This window comes from Pseudomonas sp. S1(2024) (assembly GCF_046557535.1).
The window spans coordinates 26,174-43,452 of record NZ_JBKGFP010000094.1 but is presented as its reverse complement, the minus strand read 5'-3'; the positions used below and the strand labels follow the sequence as shown (position 1 = coordinate 43,452).

Sequence of the window (17,279 nt, the reverse complement as noted above, 5' to 3'; positions counted from 1 at the left end):
CAGATCGCAAAATCAACGTTTTGTGTATTTTTACACATAAAGTTGAATTAGGCGATTTGCTTTTCCAGCCCCATTCGCGGGTAAACCCGCTCCCACAGGGACCCCACGGTATTCAATACCTGTGGGGTCCCTGTGGGAGCGGGTTTACCCGCGAATGGGCCGCAAAGCGGCCCCTTTAACCCTCAGCCCAGGGGCGGGGTACGCGGTGGGATCATTCGACGCGACCCGGTCGCCTCGAAGGCTGCACCAAAGCTCAGCAGCGCATTGTCGCTGTAAGCCCGGCCAGCAAAGGTCAGCCCCACCGGCATGCCGATATCGGCCATCACGCCCATTGGCACGGTCACGGTAGGCACGCCCAGGTGACGGATCGCCAGGTTGCCGTTGGCCACCCAGATACCGTTGCTCCAGGCGATGTCCGCCGATGCCGGGTTGACGTCGGCATCCGCCGGGCCCACGTCGGCCACGGTGGGGAACAGCACCGCGTCCAGGCCCATGTTGTCCATCCAGTCTTCCAGGTCCATCTTGCGGGTCTGCTCCAGGCCGCGCAGGCCGTCGGGCAGGGTCTCGATCTGGTCCCAGGTCTTCAGGCCACGCTTGGCCATGTTGACGTACTCGTCCATGCCAGCGGCCAGGTCGTCCTCACGGTTGGGCAGGGTGCCCGGGTCGTGGGGGAAGATCTGCGGCCCGTCGACATCGGCCAGGCGGTTGAGCCTGGGGTCATCGTTGGCGCGCAGGAAGTCGTCGAAGGCCCAGCCCGACAGCTCCCACAGCTCGTCATGCAGGAATTCCTTGCTGACGATGCCGCGGTTGTACACGGTCGGTGCCCCCGGGCGGTCGCCTTCGCAGTTGGACACCAGCGGGAAGTCCACTTCCAGTACTTCGGCACCAGCCGCCTCCAGTGCCTGGCGGGCCTGCTGCCACAGGTCGATCACCGTGGCGCGGGTGTGGATGCGCTGGCCAGTCGGGCCGCCGATGCCTGGCTTCTCGGAAGTACCGGCTTCGGCATCGGCATTGATGTACATGCGTGGCACGCCAAAGCGCTTGCCCTTGAGCGCGCTGGCATCCACGGCCAGGTCCAGATACGAAGCCGGGCGCACAGTCGAAGCGGCCGGGATTGGCACCCAGGGTTGCAGGCGCCACAGGTCGCCGCGCTTGTCAGCGTCGTCGGCTACGACCACGTCGAGGATTTCCAGCAGGTCGGCCATGGTACGGGCATAGGGAACCACCACGTCCATGGTCGGTGTGAGCGGCCAGTTGCCACGCACCGAAATCACCCCACGCGACGGGGTATAGGCGCACAGGCCGTTGTTGGACGCCGGGCCACGGCCGCTGGACCAGGTTTCTTCGGCCAGGCCGAAGGCACTGAAACTGGCGGCAGTGGCGGTGCCGGCACCGTTGGACGAGCCCGAGGCGAACGGTGCGGTCAGGTAGTTGGCGTTGTACGGGCTTTCGGCGCGGCCATACACGCCGCGCTGCATGCCGCCGTTGGCCATGGGCGGCATGTTGGTCTTGCCCAGGCACACGGCGCCGGCGGCGCGCAGGCGTTCGATGGTGAAGGCGTCGCGCTGGGCCACCAGGTCCTTGAAGGCAGGGCTGCCGGAGGCAGCGGTCAGGCCTTTGACCAGGTAGCTGTCCTTGGCGGTGTAGGGGATGCCGTCCAGCGGGCTCAGGACCTGGCCTTTGGCGCGACGGGCGTCGGAGGCTGCGGCCTCATTCAGCGCCTCGGGGTTGCGTACCACAACGGCGTTCAGGGCGGTGGCGGTGTCGGCGCCATCGTAGGCGTCGATGCGCGCCAGGTAGGCCTGGACCAGCTCGACCGCCGTCGTGCGGCCCGACTCGAGCGCATCGCGCAGCTCGGCAATGGAAACCTCGGTTACCTCGATCATGCGTTCACCAAAAAATGTGCAGGTGGGGGCTAATGCGAGGAGTGTACAAGAAGGGCTTGGCGGGCGCAGGTTTGCGCGGGGGCAAACGGTTTTTTGCAGGCGAGCATTGTCGGGTCTTCCCGAGTCGTCCCACCACCCCTTCGAGTATCACCATGCAGGCGGCTTCAGCCGCAAAAGGGCCCTTGCAGGCCACCGATCAATGCGGCCCGCGCGGAATGGTCTTCAGCAGGTCTTCCGGGCTGATGTGCCCAACCACCTGGGCCACCGCGCTGCCCGGGGTCGGCAGGTCGATGATGTGGCTTTTCATCTTGCCGATCACGTGCATTTCGCACGGCTTGCAGTCGAACTTCAGGGTCAGCACTTCATCACCCTGGATCAGCTGCATCGGCGCCACCTTGGTGCGCACGCCGGTCACGCCCTTGGCCTGCTTGGGGCACAGGTTGAAGGAGAAGCGCAGGCAGTGCTTGGTAATCATCACCGGCACTTCGCCGTGCTCTTCATGGGCCTCGTAGGCTGCGTCGATCAACTGCACGCCGTGGCGGTGGTAGAAGTCGCGGGCCTTCTGGTTGTACACGTTGGCCAGGAACGACAGGTGCGACTCTGGGTAAACCGGCGGTGGCGTGGTCTCGGCCTTGCGCCCGCCTCGCGGGTGCGCCTGCACCCGTGCTGCAGTCAGCGCCTCGATGGCTTCGCGGCGCAGGGCCTTGAGCTGCGAGTTGGGGATGAAGTAAGCCTGCGGGGCGTCCAGCTCGATGCTGTCGGCGTGGTACATGGTGGTGCCCAGCTGGCCGAGCAGGTCGTGCAGCTGGTCCAGCGCCTGCTGCGGCTTGTTGGCCGGGCCGAACGGGCCTTCCAGAGCCACTTGCGTGCTCACGCCTTCCTCGCTGGTGACGGTCAGCACCAGGCGTTGCTCGCGCAGTACCGCGTGCCATTGCACGCCGACGCGGCGCTCGGCCGAGGTGCGTTGCAGGGCCTGCTGCCAGTTGTGGTCGAGGTTGCGCGACAGCGGGTGGTTGGGCCGCAGCTTGTGCAGGCCTTCAGGCATTTCGTTGGGCTCGACGCGGTAGCGGTAGCGCTTCTCGCCGTCTTCCTCGAATTCGCCACGCGGTTCGGCGATGTTGGCACGGAAGCCCACCACCTCACGCTTCACCAGCACGTTGAGGCCGTCGCCGTTGGTCAGCGGCACCTCGGTGACCACCTGCATGTCACGCTTGCCGACCTTTTCCACCACGCCCACCGGCAGGCCGGTGAAGGTTGGCGAGTCGAAGGCGCCGATGTCGACCTTGCGGTCGGTGACGAAGTAGTCGGTGCTGCCGCGGTGGAAGGTCTTGTCCGGGTCGGGCACGAAGAAGTGCTGGGTGCGGCCGCTGGAGGCACGGGCCAGCTCCGGGCGGCCTTCGAGAATGGCGTCGAGTTCCTTGCGGTAGTGGGCGGTGATGTTCTTCACATAGGCCACGTCCTTGTAGCGGCCTTCGATCTTGAACGAGCGTACGCCGGCGTCGACCAGGTCAGCCAGGTTGGCGGTCTGGTTGTTGTCCTTCATCGACAGCAGGTGCTTCTCGAACGCGACCACGCGGCCCTGGTCATCCTTCAGGGTGTAGGGCAGGCGGCAGGCTTGCGAGCAGTCGCCGCGGTTGGCGCTGCGGCCGGTCTGCGCATGGGAGATGTTGCACTGGCCGGAGAAGGCCACGCACAGCGCACCGTGGATGAAGAATTCGATGGCGGCGTCGGTTTCGGCGGCGATGGCGCGGATCTGCTGCAGGTTCAGCTCACGCGCCAGCACCAGCTGGGAGAAGCCGGCCTGGTCGAGGAACCTGGCCCGTTCCAGGGTGCGGATGTCGGTCTGGGTGCTGGCGTGCAGCTCGATCGGCGGGATGTCCAGCTCCATCACCCCCAGGTCCTGCACGATCAGTGCGTCGACACCAGCGTCGTACAGCTGGTGGATCAGCTTGCGCGCGGGCTCCAGCTCGTTGTCGTGGAGGATGGTGTTGATAGTGGTGAACACGCGTGCATGGTAGCGATGGGCGAACTCGACCAGTTCGGCGATATCGCTGACTTCGTTGCAGGCGTTATGGCGCGCGCCGAAGCTCGGGCCACCGATGTAGATGGCGTCTGCGCCGTGCAGGATCGCTTCGCGGGCGATGGCCACGTCACGGGCAGGGCTGAGCAGTTCCAGGTGATTCTTTGGAAGGGACATGTCGTTATAGGTTCGGGCTGTCACGGTTTAGGCGGGCATTGTAGCGGCGAAACGGGCTGGCGGCATCATCGGGGTGCCGAGAGGTGTACTGCCTGCACCGGCCCTATCGCCGGCAAGCCAGCTCCCACAGGTACTGCACAGGCTTGAGGGCAGCGCGGTCGAGGTGGGAGCTGGCTTGCCGGCGATAGGGCCCTTGAAGGTGAATCAGCGCTTGGCAGCCATTGCGGTCACTTCCACGCGCATGCCTTCGAACGCCAGTGCAGCCACGCCCACGGCGGCGCGTACCGGCCAGGGCTTGCTGAAGAAGCGCTGGTACACCTCGTTGAATGCCGCGCGGTCGGCCATGTCGGTGAGGTAGATGGTCAGGTGCAGCACGCGGTCCATGCCGCTGCCGGCCTTCTCCAGCGCCACCTTCAGCGCCTGCAGGGTGCACTCGCTCTGCTCGACGATGCCGCCCAGCTCCAGGCTGCCATCAGCGTGGGTCGGGATCTGCGTGGTGACCAGCACGCCGTTGTATTCGGCAACGTCGGAAGAAATCGACTCGGCGTCCGGGTCCGGGGTGTAGATGATGTCTGCTTGTGCCATGGTGTGTTTTGCCTTGCTACGGAAGGAAAGCGGCAAGCCTACGCGAGCGCGCCGGCCCGGTCGAGGGCGCCCCGGTGTTTGAAATGCGTGGCGTTCGCCGTCAGAATCGCGGCCGATTGCAAAGCAGGGGTTTAGTTTGAACGAACAGACATTGTCCAGGCGCCTGGAGCGCGTGGCTGCACAAGTACCGCAAGGCGCGCGCCTGGCCGACATCGGCTCGGACCATGGCTACCTGCCAGTAGCCTTGATGCTGCGCGGCATACTGGACGCGGCGGTAGCGGGCGAGGTGGCGCAGACGCCGTTCGCCTCGGCCCAGCGCAACGTGCGCAGGAACGGCCTGGAAGGGCGGGTCTGCGTGCGCCTGGCCGATGGCCTGGCAGCGGTCGAGCCGGAAGATCGCATCTCGGTGATCAGCATCTGCGGCATGGGTGGCGACACCATGTGCGAGATCCTCGAGGCCGGCAAGCAGCGCCTGGCTGGCGTCACGCGCCTGGTGCTGCAGCCCAATGGCGCCGAGCGCGAACTGCGCCAGTGGCTGATGGGCAATGGTTACCGGATCGTCAGCGAAGAACTGCTGCGGGAGAACCGCTTCGACTACGAGATCATCGTCGCCGAGCCGGGCGGGGCGGCGTACACCGCTGAACAGCTGTACTTCGGCCCGGTGTTGCTGCAGGAGAAAAGCGAGGCGTTTCTGGTCAAGTGGCGGCGCATGCTGCGGCAGAAGCAGCAGACCCTGGCCAACTTCGAGCGGGCCCGCGGTGCGGTGCCTCAGGCGAAAATCGACGACTTCAGGCAACAGGTCGGCTGGATCACCGAGGTGCTGGCCTGACTCACTGCTGCGAGCAGTTGCCCATTTCCCGGTAGTCGATTTCGCGCTTCTGGCCCTGGTGGTCGACATACACCATGTGCGCGGTACCAACCTGGCAGTCGGCGGCGTTGCTGGGCGGGGTGATGGAGATGACCTTGGCCACGTCCAGCGGCATGCCGTATTCGTAGTTGCTGCTGCTGACCGGCTGGTTGCTGCCGGTGTCGGCAAGGGCACCGAACGAGGCGAGGGCAGCGGTAACAGCAAGGACAGCGATCGAACGTTTCATGGCAGGCTCCTTTTTTCAATGTATGACTAATGATCCATTCATTGGCCATCCACAATAAATGGGCTAACCCGTGATAGATTCCTGCCTGTAACGCAAGAATAAGACCGAACAAGGAGCACCTTCATGGACATGCTGCATGCCATGCGTACCTTCGCCCGTGTGGTGGAATGCGGCAGCTTCGCTGCGGCCGCCAATGCCCTGGATATTTCCGCGGCGCAGGTTTCGCGTATCGTTGCCGAGCTGGAAAACCAGCTGCAGACCCGCCTGCTGCACCGCACCACGCGGCGTTTGCGCATGAGCGAGGCGGGCGAGCGGTTTCTTGAGCGCGCGCGGCAGATCATGTTGCTGACCGAAGAGGCGGTGGGTGAAGCCCGTGGCGCGCACCTCACGCCCCGCGGCCGCCTGCGCTTGCATTGCCCGCACGGGATGGGCCTGTTGCTGATGCCGCTGGTGGCCGGCTACAACGCATTGTGCCCGGAGGTGGTGATCGAACTGACCCTGTCCCAGCGCAACCCCGACCCGCTGGCCGAAGGGCATGACGTGGTGATTACCGTGGACGGTGCGTTGCCGGATTCGCAGCTGATCGCTGTGCCGCTGGGCAACATTTTCAGCATCCCCTGCGCGGCGCCGAGCTACCTGTTGGCCCACGGCGTGCCAGAGCGCCCGGAAGACCTGCACCAGCACCGTTGCCTGCGCATGGCTTATCCGATGTACGAAGGTGACTGGGTGTTCCCGCAAGGGGTGGACCAGTGCGTGATCGCACCGAACGACAGTTTTTCCACCAACGTCGCCGACGCCATGCTGGTGGCCAGCGAGCTGGGCATGGGCATTGGCCTGCTGCCGTTCTACACCGCCAGCCAGGCGATCGAGCAGGGGCGGTTGTGCCGCTTGCTGGCGCCGTATCGCCTGCGCGAGAGCGCGCTTTATGCGATTTACCCGTCACGGCATTACCTGGATGCCAAGGTGCGCACCTGGATCGACTACCTCAAGGAGCAGTTGCCGGCACTGTTCGAGGGGCATGCCAGGGTGGTGGATGATTCGCGGTATTGGCGTTGAAGCACTGATCTGCTTTTTTGGGGCAACTTCTTGCACTGCCTGTACTGGCCCATCGCCGGCAAGCCAGCTCCCACAAGTTACTCCACAGGTCGCGAAGGCGGTGCAGTGCCTGTGGGAGCTGGCTTGCCGGCGATGGGCCGCACAGCGGCCCCAGTATCCCGTCTGATTACAGCGGGTAGTGCTCCCACAAGGTACTCCACAGGTCGCGAAGGCGGTGCAGTGCCTGTGGGAGCTGGCTTGCCGGCGATGGGCCGCATAGCGGCCCCAGTATCCCGTCTGATTACAGCGGGTAGTGCTTCAACTCCCGCGCAATCAGCATCCGCTGGATCTCGCTAGACCCTTCATAGATCTGCGTGATCCGCGCATCGCGGTAGTAGCGCTCGACCGGGTAATCCTCCAGGTAGCCATACCCGCCATGCACCTGGATCGCCATCGAACACACCCGCTCGGCCATTTCCGAGGCGAACAGCTTGGCCTGCGAAGCTTCCGACAGGCACGGCTTGCCGGCGCTGCGCAGGCGCGCGGCATGCAGGATCAGCAAGCGCGCGGCATTCACCTGCACCTGCATGTCGGCCAGCAGGTTGGCGATGCTCTGGTGTTCGTTGATCGGCTTGCCGAACTGCACCCGATCACGCGAGTAGGCCAACGCCGCCTCGAACGCGGCGCGGGCAATGCCCAGTGCCTGGGCAGCAATGCCGATACGGCCACCCTCGAGGTTGGACAGGGCGATGGCCAGGCCCTTGCCACGCTCACCGAGGATGTTGGCGGCAGGGATGCGGCAGTTGTCGAAGGTGACAGCGCAGGTGTCGGAAGCGCGGATGCCCATCTTGTGCTCGCTGCGATCGACCTTGAAGCCCGGGTTGTCGGTGGGCACCAGGAACGCCGACAGGCCCTTTTTGCCCAGCTCCGGGTCGGTCACCGCGAAGACGATGGCCAGGCCGGCGCGGCGAGCGTTGCTGACGAACTGCTTGGCACCGTTGATCACCCACTGGCCATCCACCAGTTCGGCGCGGGTGCGCAGGTTGTGCGCCTCGGAACCGGCCTGTGGCTCGGTCAGGCAGAAGCAGCCGATCACCTCGCCGGTGGCCAGGCGTGGCAGCCACTGCTGTTGCTGTTCGGCCGTGCCGTAGGCCAGCAGCGGGCCGCAGCCCACCGAGTTGTGGATGCTCATCATCGCTCCGGTGGCGCCGCAGCCGGCGGCGATCTCCTCCACCGCCAGGGCGTAGGCGACATAGTCGGTGTAGCTGCCGCCGAAGTCTTCCGGCACCACCATGCCCAGCAGGCCCAGTTCGCCCATCTTGCGTACCACGCCATCGTCGATCCAGCCGGCCTTTTCCCAGGCCTGGGCATGCGGGGCGATCTCGCCACGGGCAAAGTCCCGGGCCATGTCGCGGATCATGATCTGTTCTTCGCTCAGTTCCAGGTCTTGCATCTGTGTACTCCCGGGCTCACAGGCCTTCGAAGAATTGGTCGACCCGCTGGCGGTGCAGTGCGGCCAGGGTCGGCGGGTTCCAGCGTGGCTGCTTGTCCTTGTCGATGATCAGCGCGCGCACGCCTTCGATGATGTCGCCGTGCTGGAACCACTGGCGGTCCAGGTGCAGCTCCATGGCAAAGCAGTCGTCAAGGCTCAGGTGGCGACCCCGGCGCAGCATCTCCAGAGTAACCGCCATGGCCAGCGGCGAGCGGCTTTCCAGCTGGTCGGCGGTGGCTACCGCCCAGGCGTGGCTGTCGCCAATGCTCACCGCACGCAGTTGCTCGACGATGGCGGGCACGTCGGGCAGGGCGAAGAAGTGGTCGATGACCGGGCGCAGTTTTTCCAGCGGCGCATCGTCGAGCACCTGGGTGCCGAGCTTGGCCAGCAGGTTCTGCAGGTCCTTGAGTGGCTGGTCGCCGAAGTGCAGCTGGTCCAGGCCCTGGTCGAGGGCTGCCAGCTGGTCGCTGGCCAGGTACCAGTCGGCCAGGCCGCAGTACAGTGCATCGGCTGCCTGGATCTGGCTGCCGCTGACCCCCAGGTAGGTGCCCAGCTCGCCAGGGATGCGCGACAGGAAGTAGCTGCCACCCACATCCGGGAAGTAGCCGATTGCCACTTCGGGCATGCCCAGGCGGCTGCGTTCGGTGACCACGCGCAGGTCGCAGCCCTGGGCCAGGCCCATGCCGCCACCGAGGGTGAAGCCGTCCATCAGCACCAGCACCGGCTTGCGGTAGCGGTGGATGGCCAGGTCGAGGGCGTATTCCTCGACGAAGAAGGTTTCATGCAGCGTTTCGCCGGCCTTGAAACTGTCGTGCAGCGAGCGGATATCGCCACCGGCGCAGAACCCTTTCGGGCCTTCGCCACGCAGTACCACGGCGTGCACGTGCGGGTCTTCGGCCCACTGGTCGAGGTGCTGGCGCAGGCTGCGGACCATGTCCAGGGTCAGGGCATTGAGGCCGGCGGGGCGGTTCAGGGTCAGATGGCCGATCTGGTTGCGGACCTCGGCCAGCACATGGTCGGTTGCCGAGGTATGAGCGTGCGCAGTCATTGCGTTCTCCCTGCTTTGTTATTGATTTTCCAAGTGAAGTCTGGAGTTCGCTGGAGGATCGCAGGATCCTGTCATGCGAATTTGCCTTGCACAATCGACAAATCTGCAGGGGGATTCTGCATTTTTGTCTTGTGTGGCGATAACGCCACTCTAGCAAGGTTTCAGGTTGGCCGGGCTGGCCCTATCGCCGGCAAGCCAGCTCCCACAGGTACCGCACAACTTTCAAGGCCTGCGCTGTACCTGTGGGAGCTGGCTTGCCTGCGATAGGGCCATGAGCGACAGCGCATATGCTAAATCGTTACCCTGACCGTAACGATTAGTGCCTGAGCTTGATTGATGCGCAACCACCCCAGCCCTAAGGTGACCCCCACGACAGCGAACCCGTGGAGTCACCATGACAACAACCAAGAATCCACCGCCGCAATGGTCGCGGCGGCGCGCCGAAAAGCAGCGCCGCCTTGACCGGGTCCGCCACCTCGCCGACGGCGTGGTGCTGCCCACCGAGCGTATTGTCGAAGCCCTGGAACTGCTGCTGGCCCCCGGCGACCGGGTAGTGCTCGAAGGCAACAACCAGAAGCAGGCCGACTTCCTTTCCCGCGCGCTGGCCAAGGTCGACCCTGGGCGCCTGCACGACTTGCACATGATCATGCCCAGCGTCAGCCGGGCCGAGCACCTGGACCTGTTCGAGCGTGGTATAGCCCGCAAGCTCGACTTCTCCTTCGCCGGCCCGCAGAGCCTGCGCATTGGCCAACTGCTGGAAGACGGCCTGCTCGAAGTCGGTGCCATCCACACCTATATCGAGCTGTACTCGCGGCTGCTGGTCGACCTGATCCCCAACGTCACCCTGGTGGCTGGCTTCATGGCCGATCGCGACGGCAACCTGTTCACCGGCCCCAGCACCGAAGACACCCCGGCCTTGGTGGAGCCGGCTGCGTTCAGCGACGGCATCGTCATTGCCCAGGTCAACCAGCTGGTGGACCGCGTGGATGACCTGCCACGGGTCGATATCCCGGCATCCTGGGTCGATTTCGTGGTGGTTGCCGACCAGCCTTTCTATATAGAGCCGCTGTTCACCCGCGACCCGCGCCACATCAAGCCGGTGCATGTGCTGATGGCGATGATGGCCATTCGCGGCATCTACGAAAAGCACCAGGTGCAGTCGCTGAACCATGGCATTGGCTTCAACACCGCCGCCATCGAGCTGATCCTGCCCACCTATGGCGAATCCCTGGGCCTGAAGGGCAAGATCTGCCGCAACTGGACACTCAACCCGCACCCGACACTGATCCCGGCCATCGAGACCGGCTGGGTGGAAAGCGTGCACTGCTTCGGCACCGAACTGGGCATGGAAGACTACATCGCCCAGCGCCCGGATGTGTTCTTCACTGGCCGTGATGGTTCGCTGCGTTCCAACCGCATGATGTGCCAGCTGGCCGGGCAGTACGCCGTCGACCTGTTCATCGGCGCCACCCTGCAGGTGGATGGCGATGGCCATTCCTCGACCGTGACCCGCGGCCGCCTGGCCGGCTTCGGCGGTGCCCCGAACATGGGCCACGACCCCCGTGGCCGGCGCCATGCGACCCCGGCCTGGCTCGACATGACCGTGCCGGAAACAATGCTCGAACGCGGTCGCAAGCTGGTGGTGCAGATGGTCGAGACCTACCAGGAAGGCGGCAAGCCCACCTTCGTGGAAACCCTGGATGCCGTGGAAGTGGCCAGGAAAGCCGGCATGCCGCTGGCGCCGGTGATGATCTACGGCGACGACGTTACCCACCTGCTGACCGAGGAGGGCATTGCCTACCTGTACAAGGCCCGCAGCCTGGAAGAGCGCCAGCAGATGATCGCCGCCGTGGCCGGGGTTACCGCCATCGGCCTGCGGCACGACCCCAAGGACACGCAGCGCCTGCGCCAGCAGGGCCTGGTCGCCTTGCCCGAAGACCTCGGCATCCGCCGCACCGACGCCAGCCGCGAACTGCTGGCCGCGCGCAGCATCGCCGACCTGGTCGAATGGTCCGGCGGCCTCTACAACCCGCCTGCACGGTTCAGGAGCTGGTGATGAAAGCACTCGACTTGCAACCGCGTGGAATTCTTCGCGAGCACAGGAATAGTGATCCATTTGAAGATTGCGCGGTCCCTGTGGGAGCGGGCGTGCCCGCGAAGAGGCCAGCACAGGCAACCGAATTACCCCTGGCCGACCACCTGGCCGACCTGGCCGTGGAGGCCCTGATCGACGAAGCCGACCTGTCCCCCAAACCCGGCCTGGTCGACCGCCGTGGCAATGGCGCCCACCACGACATGACCCTGGCCCTGATGCATGCCTCGGCCCTGGCCCTGTGGCCATGCTTGCGCAACATGGCCGAAGCCGCCCAGGCCATCGGCACCCTCGGCCAGCCCCTGCGCGCCACCTTGGGCCAGCTCGGCCGCGAAGGCGAGGCGGCGATGCTGGCCGCGACCGGTGGGGTCAACACCCACCGCGGCGCAATCTGGGCCCTCGGCCTGCTGGTAGCATCCAAGGCCCTCGACACCCAGGCCGATACCAACACCCTGGCTGCCCGTGCCGGGCGCATCGCACTGTTCGACGACCCCGCCATGACCACCCAGGACAGCCATGGCCTGCAGGTACGCCGCCGCTATGGCACTGGCGGCGCCCGCGAACAGGCGCAACAAGGTTTCCCGGCGGTTATCGGTCACGGCCTGCCACAACTGCAGCGCAGCCGCGCCGCAGGTGCCAGCGAGCCCCACGCCCGGCTCGACGCGCTGCTGGCGATCATGGCCGTGCTCAACGATACCTGCGTGCTCTGGCGCAGCGGCCCGACCGGGCTGGCTGCCGTCCAGCACGGCGCCCGTACCGTGCTGAGCGAAGGCGGCAGCGCCACGCTGGCCGGGCGGCGGCAGCTGCGCCGGCTGGACCAGCACCTGCTTCAGCTGAATGCCTCACCGGGCGGCGCCGCCGATCTGCTGGCCGCCTGCCTGTTCCTCGACAAAGCCGGGAGCCTGTGACATGGAAACCCTGACCTTTCAATTCCCCGCCGCCGCCCCTGGGCGTGGCCGCACGCTGGTGGGCTGCGTCAGCTCCGGCGACCTTGAAGTGCTGATCGAACCCGGCACCGCCGGCAGCCTGCAAATTCAGGTGGTGACTTCGGTCAACGGCAGCGCTGCCCGCTGGGCGCAGCTGTTTCAGCGCCTGTTCGAGGGCCGCACCTGGCCTGCCGTCAACATCGACATCCATGATTTCGGCGCCACCCCAGGCGTGGTGCGCCTGCGCCTGGAGCAAGGCTTCGAGGAGATCGCCCATGACTGATATCGCACGCTTGCTGCACAGCCGCAGCTTTGTCGAACTGGGTGCCCGCCAGCGCGCCCGCGCCGTGCTCGACCCGGGCAGCTTCCGTGAGCTGCTGGGCCCGTTCGACCGGTTGATGTCACCGTGGCTGCCGCGCCAGGGCATCGTGCCGCAGGCCGATGATGGCGTGGTCATCGCCAAGGGCCTGCTGAACGGGCGAAACGCTGTGGTCGCTGCCATCGAAGGCAGTTTCCAGGGCGGCAGCATGGGCGAGGTGGGTGGTGCCAAGATCGCCGGTGCGCTGGAGCTGGCCATCGAAGACAACCGTAACGGCATCCCCACCTGCGCCGTGCTGCTGCTGGAAACCGGCGGAGTACGCCTGCAGGAAGCCAACCTGGGCCTGGCGGCGATTGCCGAAATACAGGCGGCGATTGTCGAGCTGCGCGCCTGGCAGCCGGTGGTCGGCCTGGTCGCAGGTTCGGTCGGCTGTTTCGGCGGCATGTCCATCGCCGCTGGCCTTTGCAGCCACTTGCTGGTCACCCGCGAAGCCCGCGTGGGCCTCAACGGCCCGCAGGTAATCGAGCAGGAAGCGGGCATCGGTGAATACGATGCCAAGGACCGCCCCTTCATCTGGAGCTTGACCGGCGGCGAGCAGCGCCACGCCAGCGGCCTGGTCGATGCCTGTGTGGCCGATGACATCGAGGTTTTGCGCGAACGCTTGCTGCAATTGCTCGACGAGCCTTCAAGGGATCGCGCCGGTCAACACGCCTGGTTCCTCGATCGCCTGGCCCGGCTGGGCGATGACTGCACGCAACTGGATGCCGCTGCCGTGCGTGACCTGTACCAAGGAGAAGCCAAATGAACCGTGCCTTGAACTGGCTGCCGGGCCTCGCCGGCGGGCAAGCCTTGCCCGGCTACCCCGCGTCGTTGCGGGTAATCGATGGCGAACTGGACAACCGCCTGGCGCGTTTCATCGCCGTGGTGCCGGACACCGACAACCCGTTCCCCCGGGCGCGCTCGGGCGAAGTCGGCCTGCTGGAAGGCTGGGGCCTGGCCAAGGCCGTGAGCGAAGCGGTCGAGGCGGACCGCCAGGGCCAGAAGCGGGCCATCGTCGCGGTGATCGACGTGCCCAGCCAGGCTTACGGCCGCCGTGAGGAAGCTTTGGGGATTCATCAGGCGTTGGCCGCTGCGGTGCAGGCCTATGCCCAGGCACGGCTGGCCGGGCACCCGGTGATAGGCCTGCTGGTCGGCAAGGCCATGTCCGGTGCCTTCCTGGCCCACGGTTACCAGGCCCAGCGCCTGATCGCCCTGGATGATGCCGGGGTCATGGTGCACGCCATGGGCAAGGCGGCGGCAGCGCGCATCACCCTGCGCAGCGTCGAGCAACTGGAAGCCCTGGCCGCCGAGGTGCCGCCGATGGCCTACGACCTGGCCAGCTACGCCTCGCTGGGCCTGCTGTGGCGCCGCCTGACGGTGGACAACGCCGAGACGCCGAGCAGTGCCGACATCGCCCAGGTACGTGCCTGCCTGGCTGATGCGGTGCGCGACATCGGCAGCTCGAGCGACCTGTCGTCGCGGCTGGCGGGCGAAAACCGCAACGCCTCGCGCCAGGTGCGCGAACAGCTGCGCCGTCAGTGGCAGGGCGCTTGAGATGAACGCGCCAAGGCCGCACGACCTGCTCTGGGGCATGCCCCTATCGGGCCTGCCTGCTGATGCGCCGCGTTGGGCGCAGGATGTGCTGCTGAGCGGCCAGCCGGTGGTGGTGCGCCGTGCCACCTGTGCGGACGGCTGGGTGGCGGTGGGGCTGCGTGGCCAGGGCAGGGCGCAGCGGTCGGGTGTACTGATGCGGCTGGCCGATATCCGGTGTCAGCAAGGCCCCGAAGCGCTGCGCTGGCAAGCTGAGAGCCCTTGGCCTGCATTGCAGGCCCTGGCCTCGGTCGCCCCGGTACTGGATGCCAGCGGCCTGGCCTGGGGGCCGACAGGTGGGGTGGGGTACCAGATCGCCACCGGTATGGAGGTGGTACACGCCGACAGCGACCTGGACTTGCTGCTGCGTACGCCACAACCGCTGGCCCGGGCGCAGGCGCGTGAGCTGCTGGATATCCTCGATTGCGCGCCTTGTCGTATCGACCTGCAGCTGGAAACCCCGGCGGGTGCCGTCGCCCTGCGTGAGTGGGCCGGCTTCGCCCGCCGCGTGCTGCTCAAGTCGGCCCATGGCCCACGCCTGGTCAGCGACCCATGGGCAGCGATGGAGCGTGCCGCATGAGCAGCCTGTTCGCCTTCCCCGGCCAGGGCGCCCAGCAGGTGGGCATGCTGCAGCGCCTGCCTGAGGGTGCCGGGCAATTGCTGGAAGAGGCCAGTGACACCCTCGGCCAGCAGGCCCTGGCGCTGGACAGCCAGCAGGCCCTGCAGACGACCCGTGCCGTGCAGCTGTGCCTGCTGCTGGCTGGCGTGGCCTGGGCGCGCTGGCTGATGCAGCGCAGCCCCGCGCCGGATTACGTGGCGGGCTTGTCGATTGGCGCCTACCCGGCGGCGGTCACCGCGGGCGCCCTGGGCTTTGCCGATGCCGTGCGCCTGGTTGCCCTGCGTGGCGAACTGATGCAGCGCGCCTATCCGCAAGGCTACGGCATGACCGCACTCAGCGGCCTGGACCTGGCCTGTGTCGAACGCTTGTTGAGCGATACGGGCGGCGAGGTGTATGTCGCCAACCTCAACAGCGACAACCAGATCGTCATCGCCGGCAGCGATGGTGCGATGGCTGCGGTTGCCGGCAGGGCACGCCGCCTGGGCCAGGGCGTTGCCCGGCGCCTGGCGGTCAGCGTGCCGTCGCATTGCCCGTTGCTGGATGGCCCGGCGGCCGAACTGGCCAGTGCCTTCGCCACGGTCGAGCTGCAGCGACCGCGTATCACCTACCTCAGCGGCAGCAGCGCTCGGCCGATATTCGACCCCCAGCGTCTGCGCGACGACCTGGCCGGCAACATGGCGCGGGTGGTCGACTGGCGTGCTACGTTGCGCAACGCCTATGAGCGTGGCGTGCGCCTGCACCTGGAACTGCCGCCCGGCAACGTGCTCGGCGGGCTGGCCCGGCCGGTGTTCGAACAGGGCAGGGTGGTTGCTGTTGAAGGCACCCGCTGGGACACCCTGGATGCGCTGCTGCGCCAGGAGGTGGCCGACGAACGATGATGGCAACACCGCGGAGGATGGTGATCCCAGTGGGAGCGGGCGTGCCCGCGAAGCAGGCACCTCGGTGAATGGCACGGGCTTTGCCCGTGTTCGCGGGCACGCCCGCTCCCACAATGACCGCGAAAGCTGCACAAAAGTGTGTTTACGAAGAACAACAACAAGCAACTTCGACACTACCTGAGGACAACAACAATGATCATCTATGGTGTGGCACTGCTGGCGGTCTGCACGCTTGCCGGCGTCATCGTCGGCGACTTCCTGGGCGTGCTGCTGGGCGTCAAATCCAATGTGGGCGGGGTCGGCATCGCCATGATCCTGCTGATCTGCGCACGCCTGTACATGCACCGCAACGGCGGCATGAGCAAGGAATGCGAGTTTGGCGTGGGCTTCTGGGGCGCCATGTATATCCCCGTGGTGGTGGCCATGGCCGCCCAGCAGAACGTGGTCACCGCCCTGCACGGCGGGCCGGTGGCGCTGCTGGCGGCAGTGGGTGCGGTACTGGTGTGCGGTGCGACCATTGCCCTGATCAGCCGCAGCCACCGCGGCGAACCCCTGCCGGCAGTGGAGGCCGGCCCCGAAAGCAATGTGCAGGCCGCCCCTGCAGGAGGGCGTTGATCATGTGGCCGATCATTGACAATGCCCTGGAACATAACGGTTTGATCACTGCCTTCGCGGTGGTGGGCGCGATCATGTGGTTGTCGGTGGTGCTGTCGAAGTACCTGACCTTCGGCCGCGTGCACGGCTCGGCCATCGCCATCGTCATCGGCCTGGTGCTGGCCTGGGTCGGCGGCACCATTACCGGTGGCCAGAAAGGCCTGGCCGACATGGCGCTGTTCTCCGGCATCGGCCTGATGGGCGGGGCCATGCTACGCGACTTCGCCATTGTCGCCACGGCCTTCGAGGTGCAGGCCACCGAGGCGCGCAGGGCCGGGATGATCGGCGCGGTGGCGCTGCTGCTCGGCACGGTGCTGCCGTTCATTGTCGGCGCTGCGGTGGCCTACGCCTTCGGTTACCGAGATGCGGTGAGCATGACCACCATTGGTGCGGGTGCGGTGACCTATATCGTCGGGCCGGTGACCGGGGCGGCGCTGGGGGCCAGCTCGGACGTGATGGCGCTGTCGATTGCCACCGGGCTGATCAAGGCGATCCTGGTGATGGTGTTTACCCCGGTATCAGCGCGCCTGCTGGCGCTGGACAACCCACGTTCGGCGATGGTGTTCGGCGGGTTGGCGGGGACGGTGTCGGGGGTGACGGCCGGGCTGGCGGCGACCGACCGGCGCCTGGTGCCGTATGGGGCCCTGACAGCCACCTTCCATACCGGGTTGGGCTGCCTGATGGGCCCGTCGATCCTGTACTTCTGCGTACGCGCCCTGGTTGGGTGACATCAATCCCCTGGACTGCGCAGCCCCCTTGTAGGAGCGGCCTTGTGTCGCGATCGGGCCGCAACGCGGCCCCAGGATTGATGCGCAACAGTTGAAG

The 17,279-nt window shown here is 66.2% G+C and carries 17 protein-coding genes; 11 read left to right on the top strand and 6 right to left on the bottom strand.

The window, feature by feature from the left end:
* Positions 1-182: 182 nt before the first annotated feature.
* From ACLCGK_RS26260 to ACLCGK_RS26250, 3 genes are all read right to left on the bottom strand, one after another.
* Positions 183-1,886 carry an amidase gene (locus ACLCGK_RS26260; protein WP_410953287.1) on the bottom strand — a complete coding sequence of 568 codons (1,704 nt, stop codon included), beginning with the start codon at positions 1,884-1,886 and terminating at the stop codon, positions 183-185.
* Positions 1,887-2,082: 196 nt separating this feature from the next.
* Complete coding sequence (locus tag ACLCGK_RS26255) at positions 2,083-4,083, bottom strand: peptidase U32 family protein (protein ID WP_015270614.1); 2,001 nt, start codon at positions 4,081-4,083, stop codon at positions 2,083-2,085.
* Between the two features lie 204 nt (positions 4,084-4,287).
* Complete coding sequence (locus ACLCGK_RS26250) at positions 4,288-4,668, bottom strand: RidA family protein (protein ID WP_015270613.1); 381 nt, start codon at positions 4,666-4,668, stop codon at positions 4,288-4,290.
* 136 nt (positions 4,669-4,804) lie between these two features.
* Between ACLCGK_RS26250 and ACLCGK_RS26245 the strand changes: the two genes are divergently transcribed.
* A complete protein-coding gene (locus ACLCGK_RS26245; RefSeq protein ID WP_410953286.1) occupies positions 4,805-5,497 on the top strand; it encodes a tRNA (adenine(22)-N(1))-methyltransferase in 693 nt (230 codons plus the stop codon).
* Position 5,498: 1 nt separating this feature from the next.
* Here the strand turns inward: ACLCGK_RS26245 and ACLCGK_RS26240 are convergent, their stop codons facing one another.
* The gene (locus ACLCGK_RS26240) at positions 5,499-5,762 is read right to left on the bottom strand and encodes a DUF2790 domain-containing protein (RefSeq protein ID WP_015270611.1); all 264 of its coding nucleotides are present in this window, start codon (positions 5,760-5,762) and stop codon (positions 5,499-5,501) included.
* Positions 5,763-5,885: 123 nt separating this feature from the next.
* Here ACLCGK_RS26240 and ACLCGK_RS26235 point away from each other — a divergent pair, with 123 nt between their 5' ends.
* The gene (locus tag ACLCGK_RS26235; protein ID WP_013972881.1) at positions 5,886-6,818 is read left to right on the top strand and encodes a LysR family transcriptional regulator; all 933 of its coding nucleotides are present in this window, start codon (positions 5,886-5,888) and stop codon (positions 6,816-6,818) included.
* 280 nt (positions 6,819-7,098) lie between these two features.
* Here ACLCGK_RS26235 and ACLCGK_RS26230 read toward each other — a convergent pair whose 3' ends face one another.
* Both ACLCGK_RS26230 and ACLCGK_RS26225 read right to left on the bottom strand, forming a co-directional pair.
* Complete coding sequence (locus ACLCGK_RS26230) at positions 7,099-8,250, bottom strand: acyl-CoA dehydrogenase family protein (protein WP_003258582.1); 1,152 nt, start codon at positions 8,248-8,250, stop codon at positions 7,099-7,101.
* A 16-nt stretch (positions 8,251-8,266) separates the two neighbouring features.
* Entirely contained in the window at positions 8,267-9,337 is a 1,071-nt protein-coding gene (locus ACLCGK_RS26225) for an enoyl-CoA hydratase/isomerase family protein (RefSeq protein ID WP_410953285.1), read from the bottom strand.
* Between the two features lie 394 nt (positions 9,338-9,731).
* On the opposite strand from ACLCGK_RS26225, the gene mdcA reads away from it, so the two are divergent.
* The 9 genes from mdcA (at position 9,732) to madM (ending at position 17,182) form a co-directional block, all read left to right on the top strand.
* Positions 9,732-11,393, top strand: coding sequence for a malonate decarboxylase subunit alpha (mdcA, locus tag ACLCGK_RS26220; protein WP_015270609.1), 1,662 nt, complete (start codon positions 9,732-9,734; stop codon positions 11,391-11,393).
* Positions 11,393-12,337 carry a triphosphoribosyl-dephospho-CoA synthase gene (locus ACLCGK_RS26215; protein WP_043935669.1) on the top strand — a complete coding sequence of 315 codons (945 nt, stop codon included), beginning with the start codon at positions 11,393-11,395 and terminating at the stop codon, positions 12,335-12,337. Before mdcA ends, ACLCGK_RS26215 begins: the two co-directional genes overlap by 1 nt.
* A gap of 1 nt (position 12,338) precedes the next feature.
* Positions 12,339-12,638 carry a malonate decarboxylase subunit delta gene (locus tag ACLCGK_RS26210; protein WP_024087234.1) on the top strand — a complete coding sequence of 100 codons (300 nt, stop codon included), beginning with the start codon at positions 12,339-12,341 and terminating at the stop codon, positions 12,636-12,638.
* Positions 12,631-13,479 carry a biotin-independent malonate decarboxylase subunit beta gene (locus tag ACLCGK_RS26205; protein WP_253152734.1) on the top strand — a complete coding sequence of 283 codons (849 nt, stop codon included), beginning with the start codon at positions 12,631-12,633 and terminating at the stop codon, positions 13,477-13,479. Before ACLCGK_RS26210 ends, ACLCGK_RS26205 begins: the two co-directional genes overlap by 8 nt.
* Positions 13,476-14,267, top strand: a complete 792-nt coding sequence (gene mdcE / locus ACLCGK_RS26200; RefSeq protein ID WP_015270605.1) for a biotin-independent malonate decarboxylase subunit gamma — start codon at positions 13,476-13,478, stop codon at positions 14,265-14,267. The genes ACLCGK_RS26205 and mdcE overlap by 4 nt, the downstream gene beginning before the upstream one ends.
* Before the next feature lies 1 nt (position 14,268).
* Entirely contained in the window at positions 14,269-14,883 is a 615-nt protein-coding gene (locus tag ACLCGK_RS26195; RefSeq protein ID WP_410953284.1) for a malonate decarboxylase holo-ACP synthase, read from the top strand.
* Positions 14,880-15,800, top strand: a complete 921-nt coding sequence (gene mdcH, locus ACLCGK_RS26190; protein WP_410953283.1) for a malonate decarboxylase subunit epsilon — start codon at positions 14,880-14,882, stop codon at positions 15,798-15,800. Before ACLCGK_RS26195 ends, mdcH begins: the two co-directional genes overlap by 4 nt.
* Before the next feature lie 192 nt (positions 15,801-15,992).
* Entirely contained in the window at positions 15,993-16,415 is a 423-nt protein-coding gene (gene madL / locus ACLCGK_RS26185; RefSeq protein WP_003258591.1) for a malonate transporter subunit MadL, read from the top strand.
* 2 nt (positions 16,416-16,417) lie between these two features.
* Positions 16,418-17,182: a malonate transporter subunit MadM gene (madM, locus tag ACLCGK_RS26180; RefSeq protein WP_024087229.1), complete on the top strand. Its 765-nt coding sequence runs from the start codon at positions 16,418-16,420 to the stop codon at positions 17,180-17,182.
* Positions 17,183-17,279: the final 97 nt, after the last annotated feature.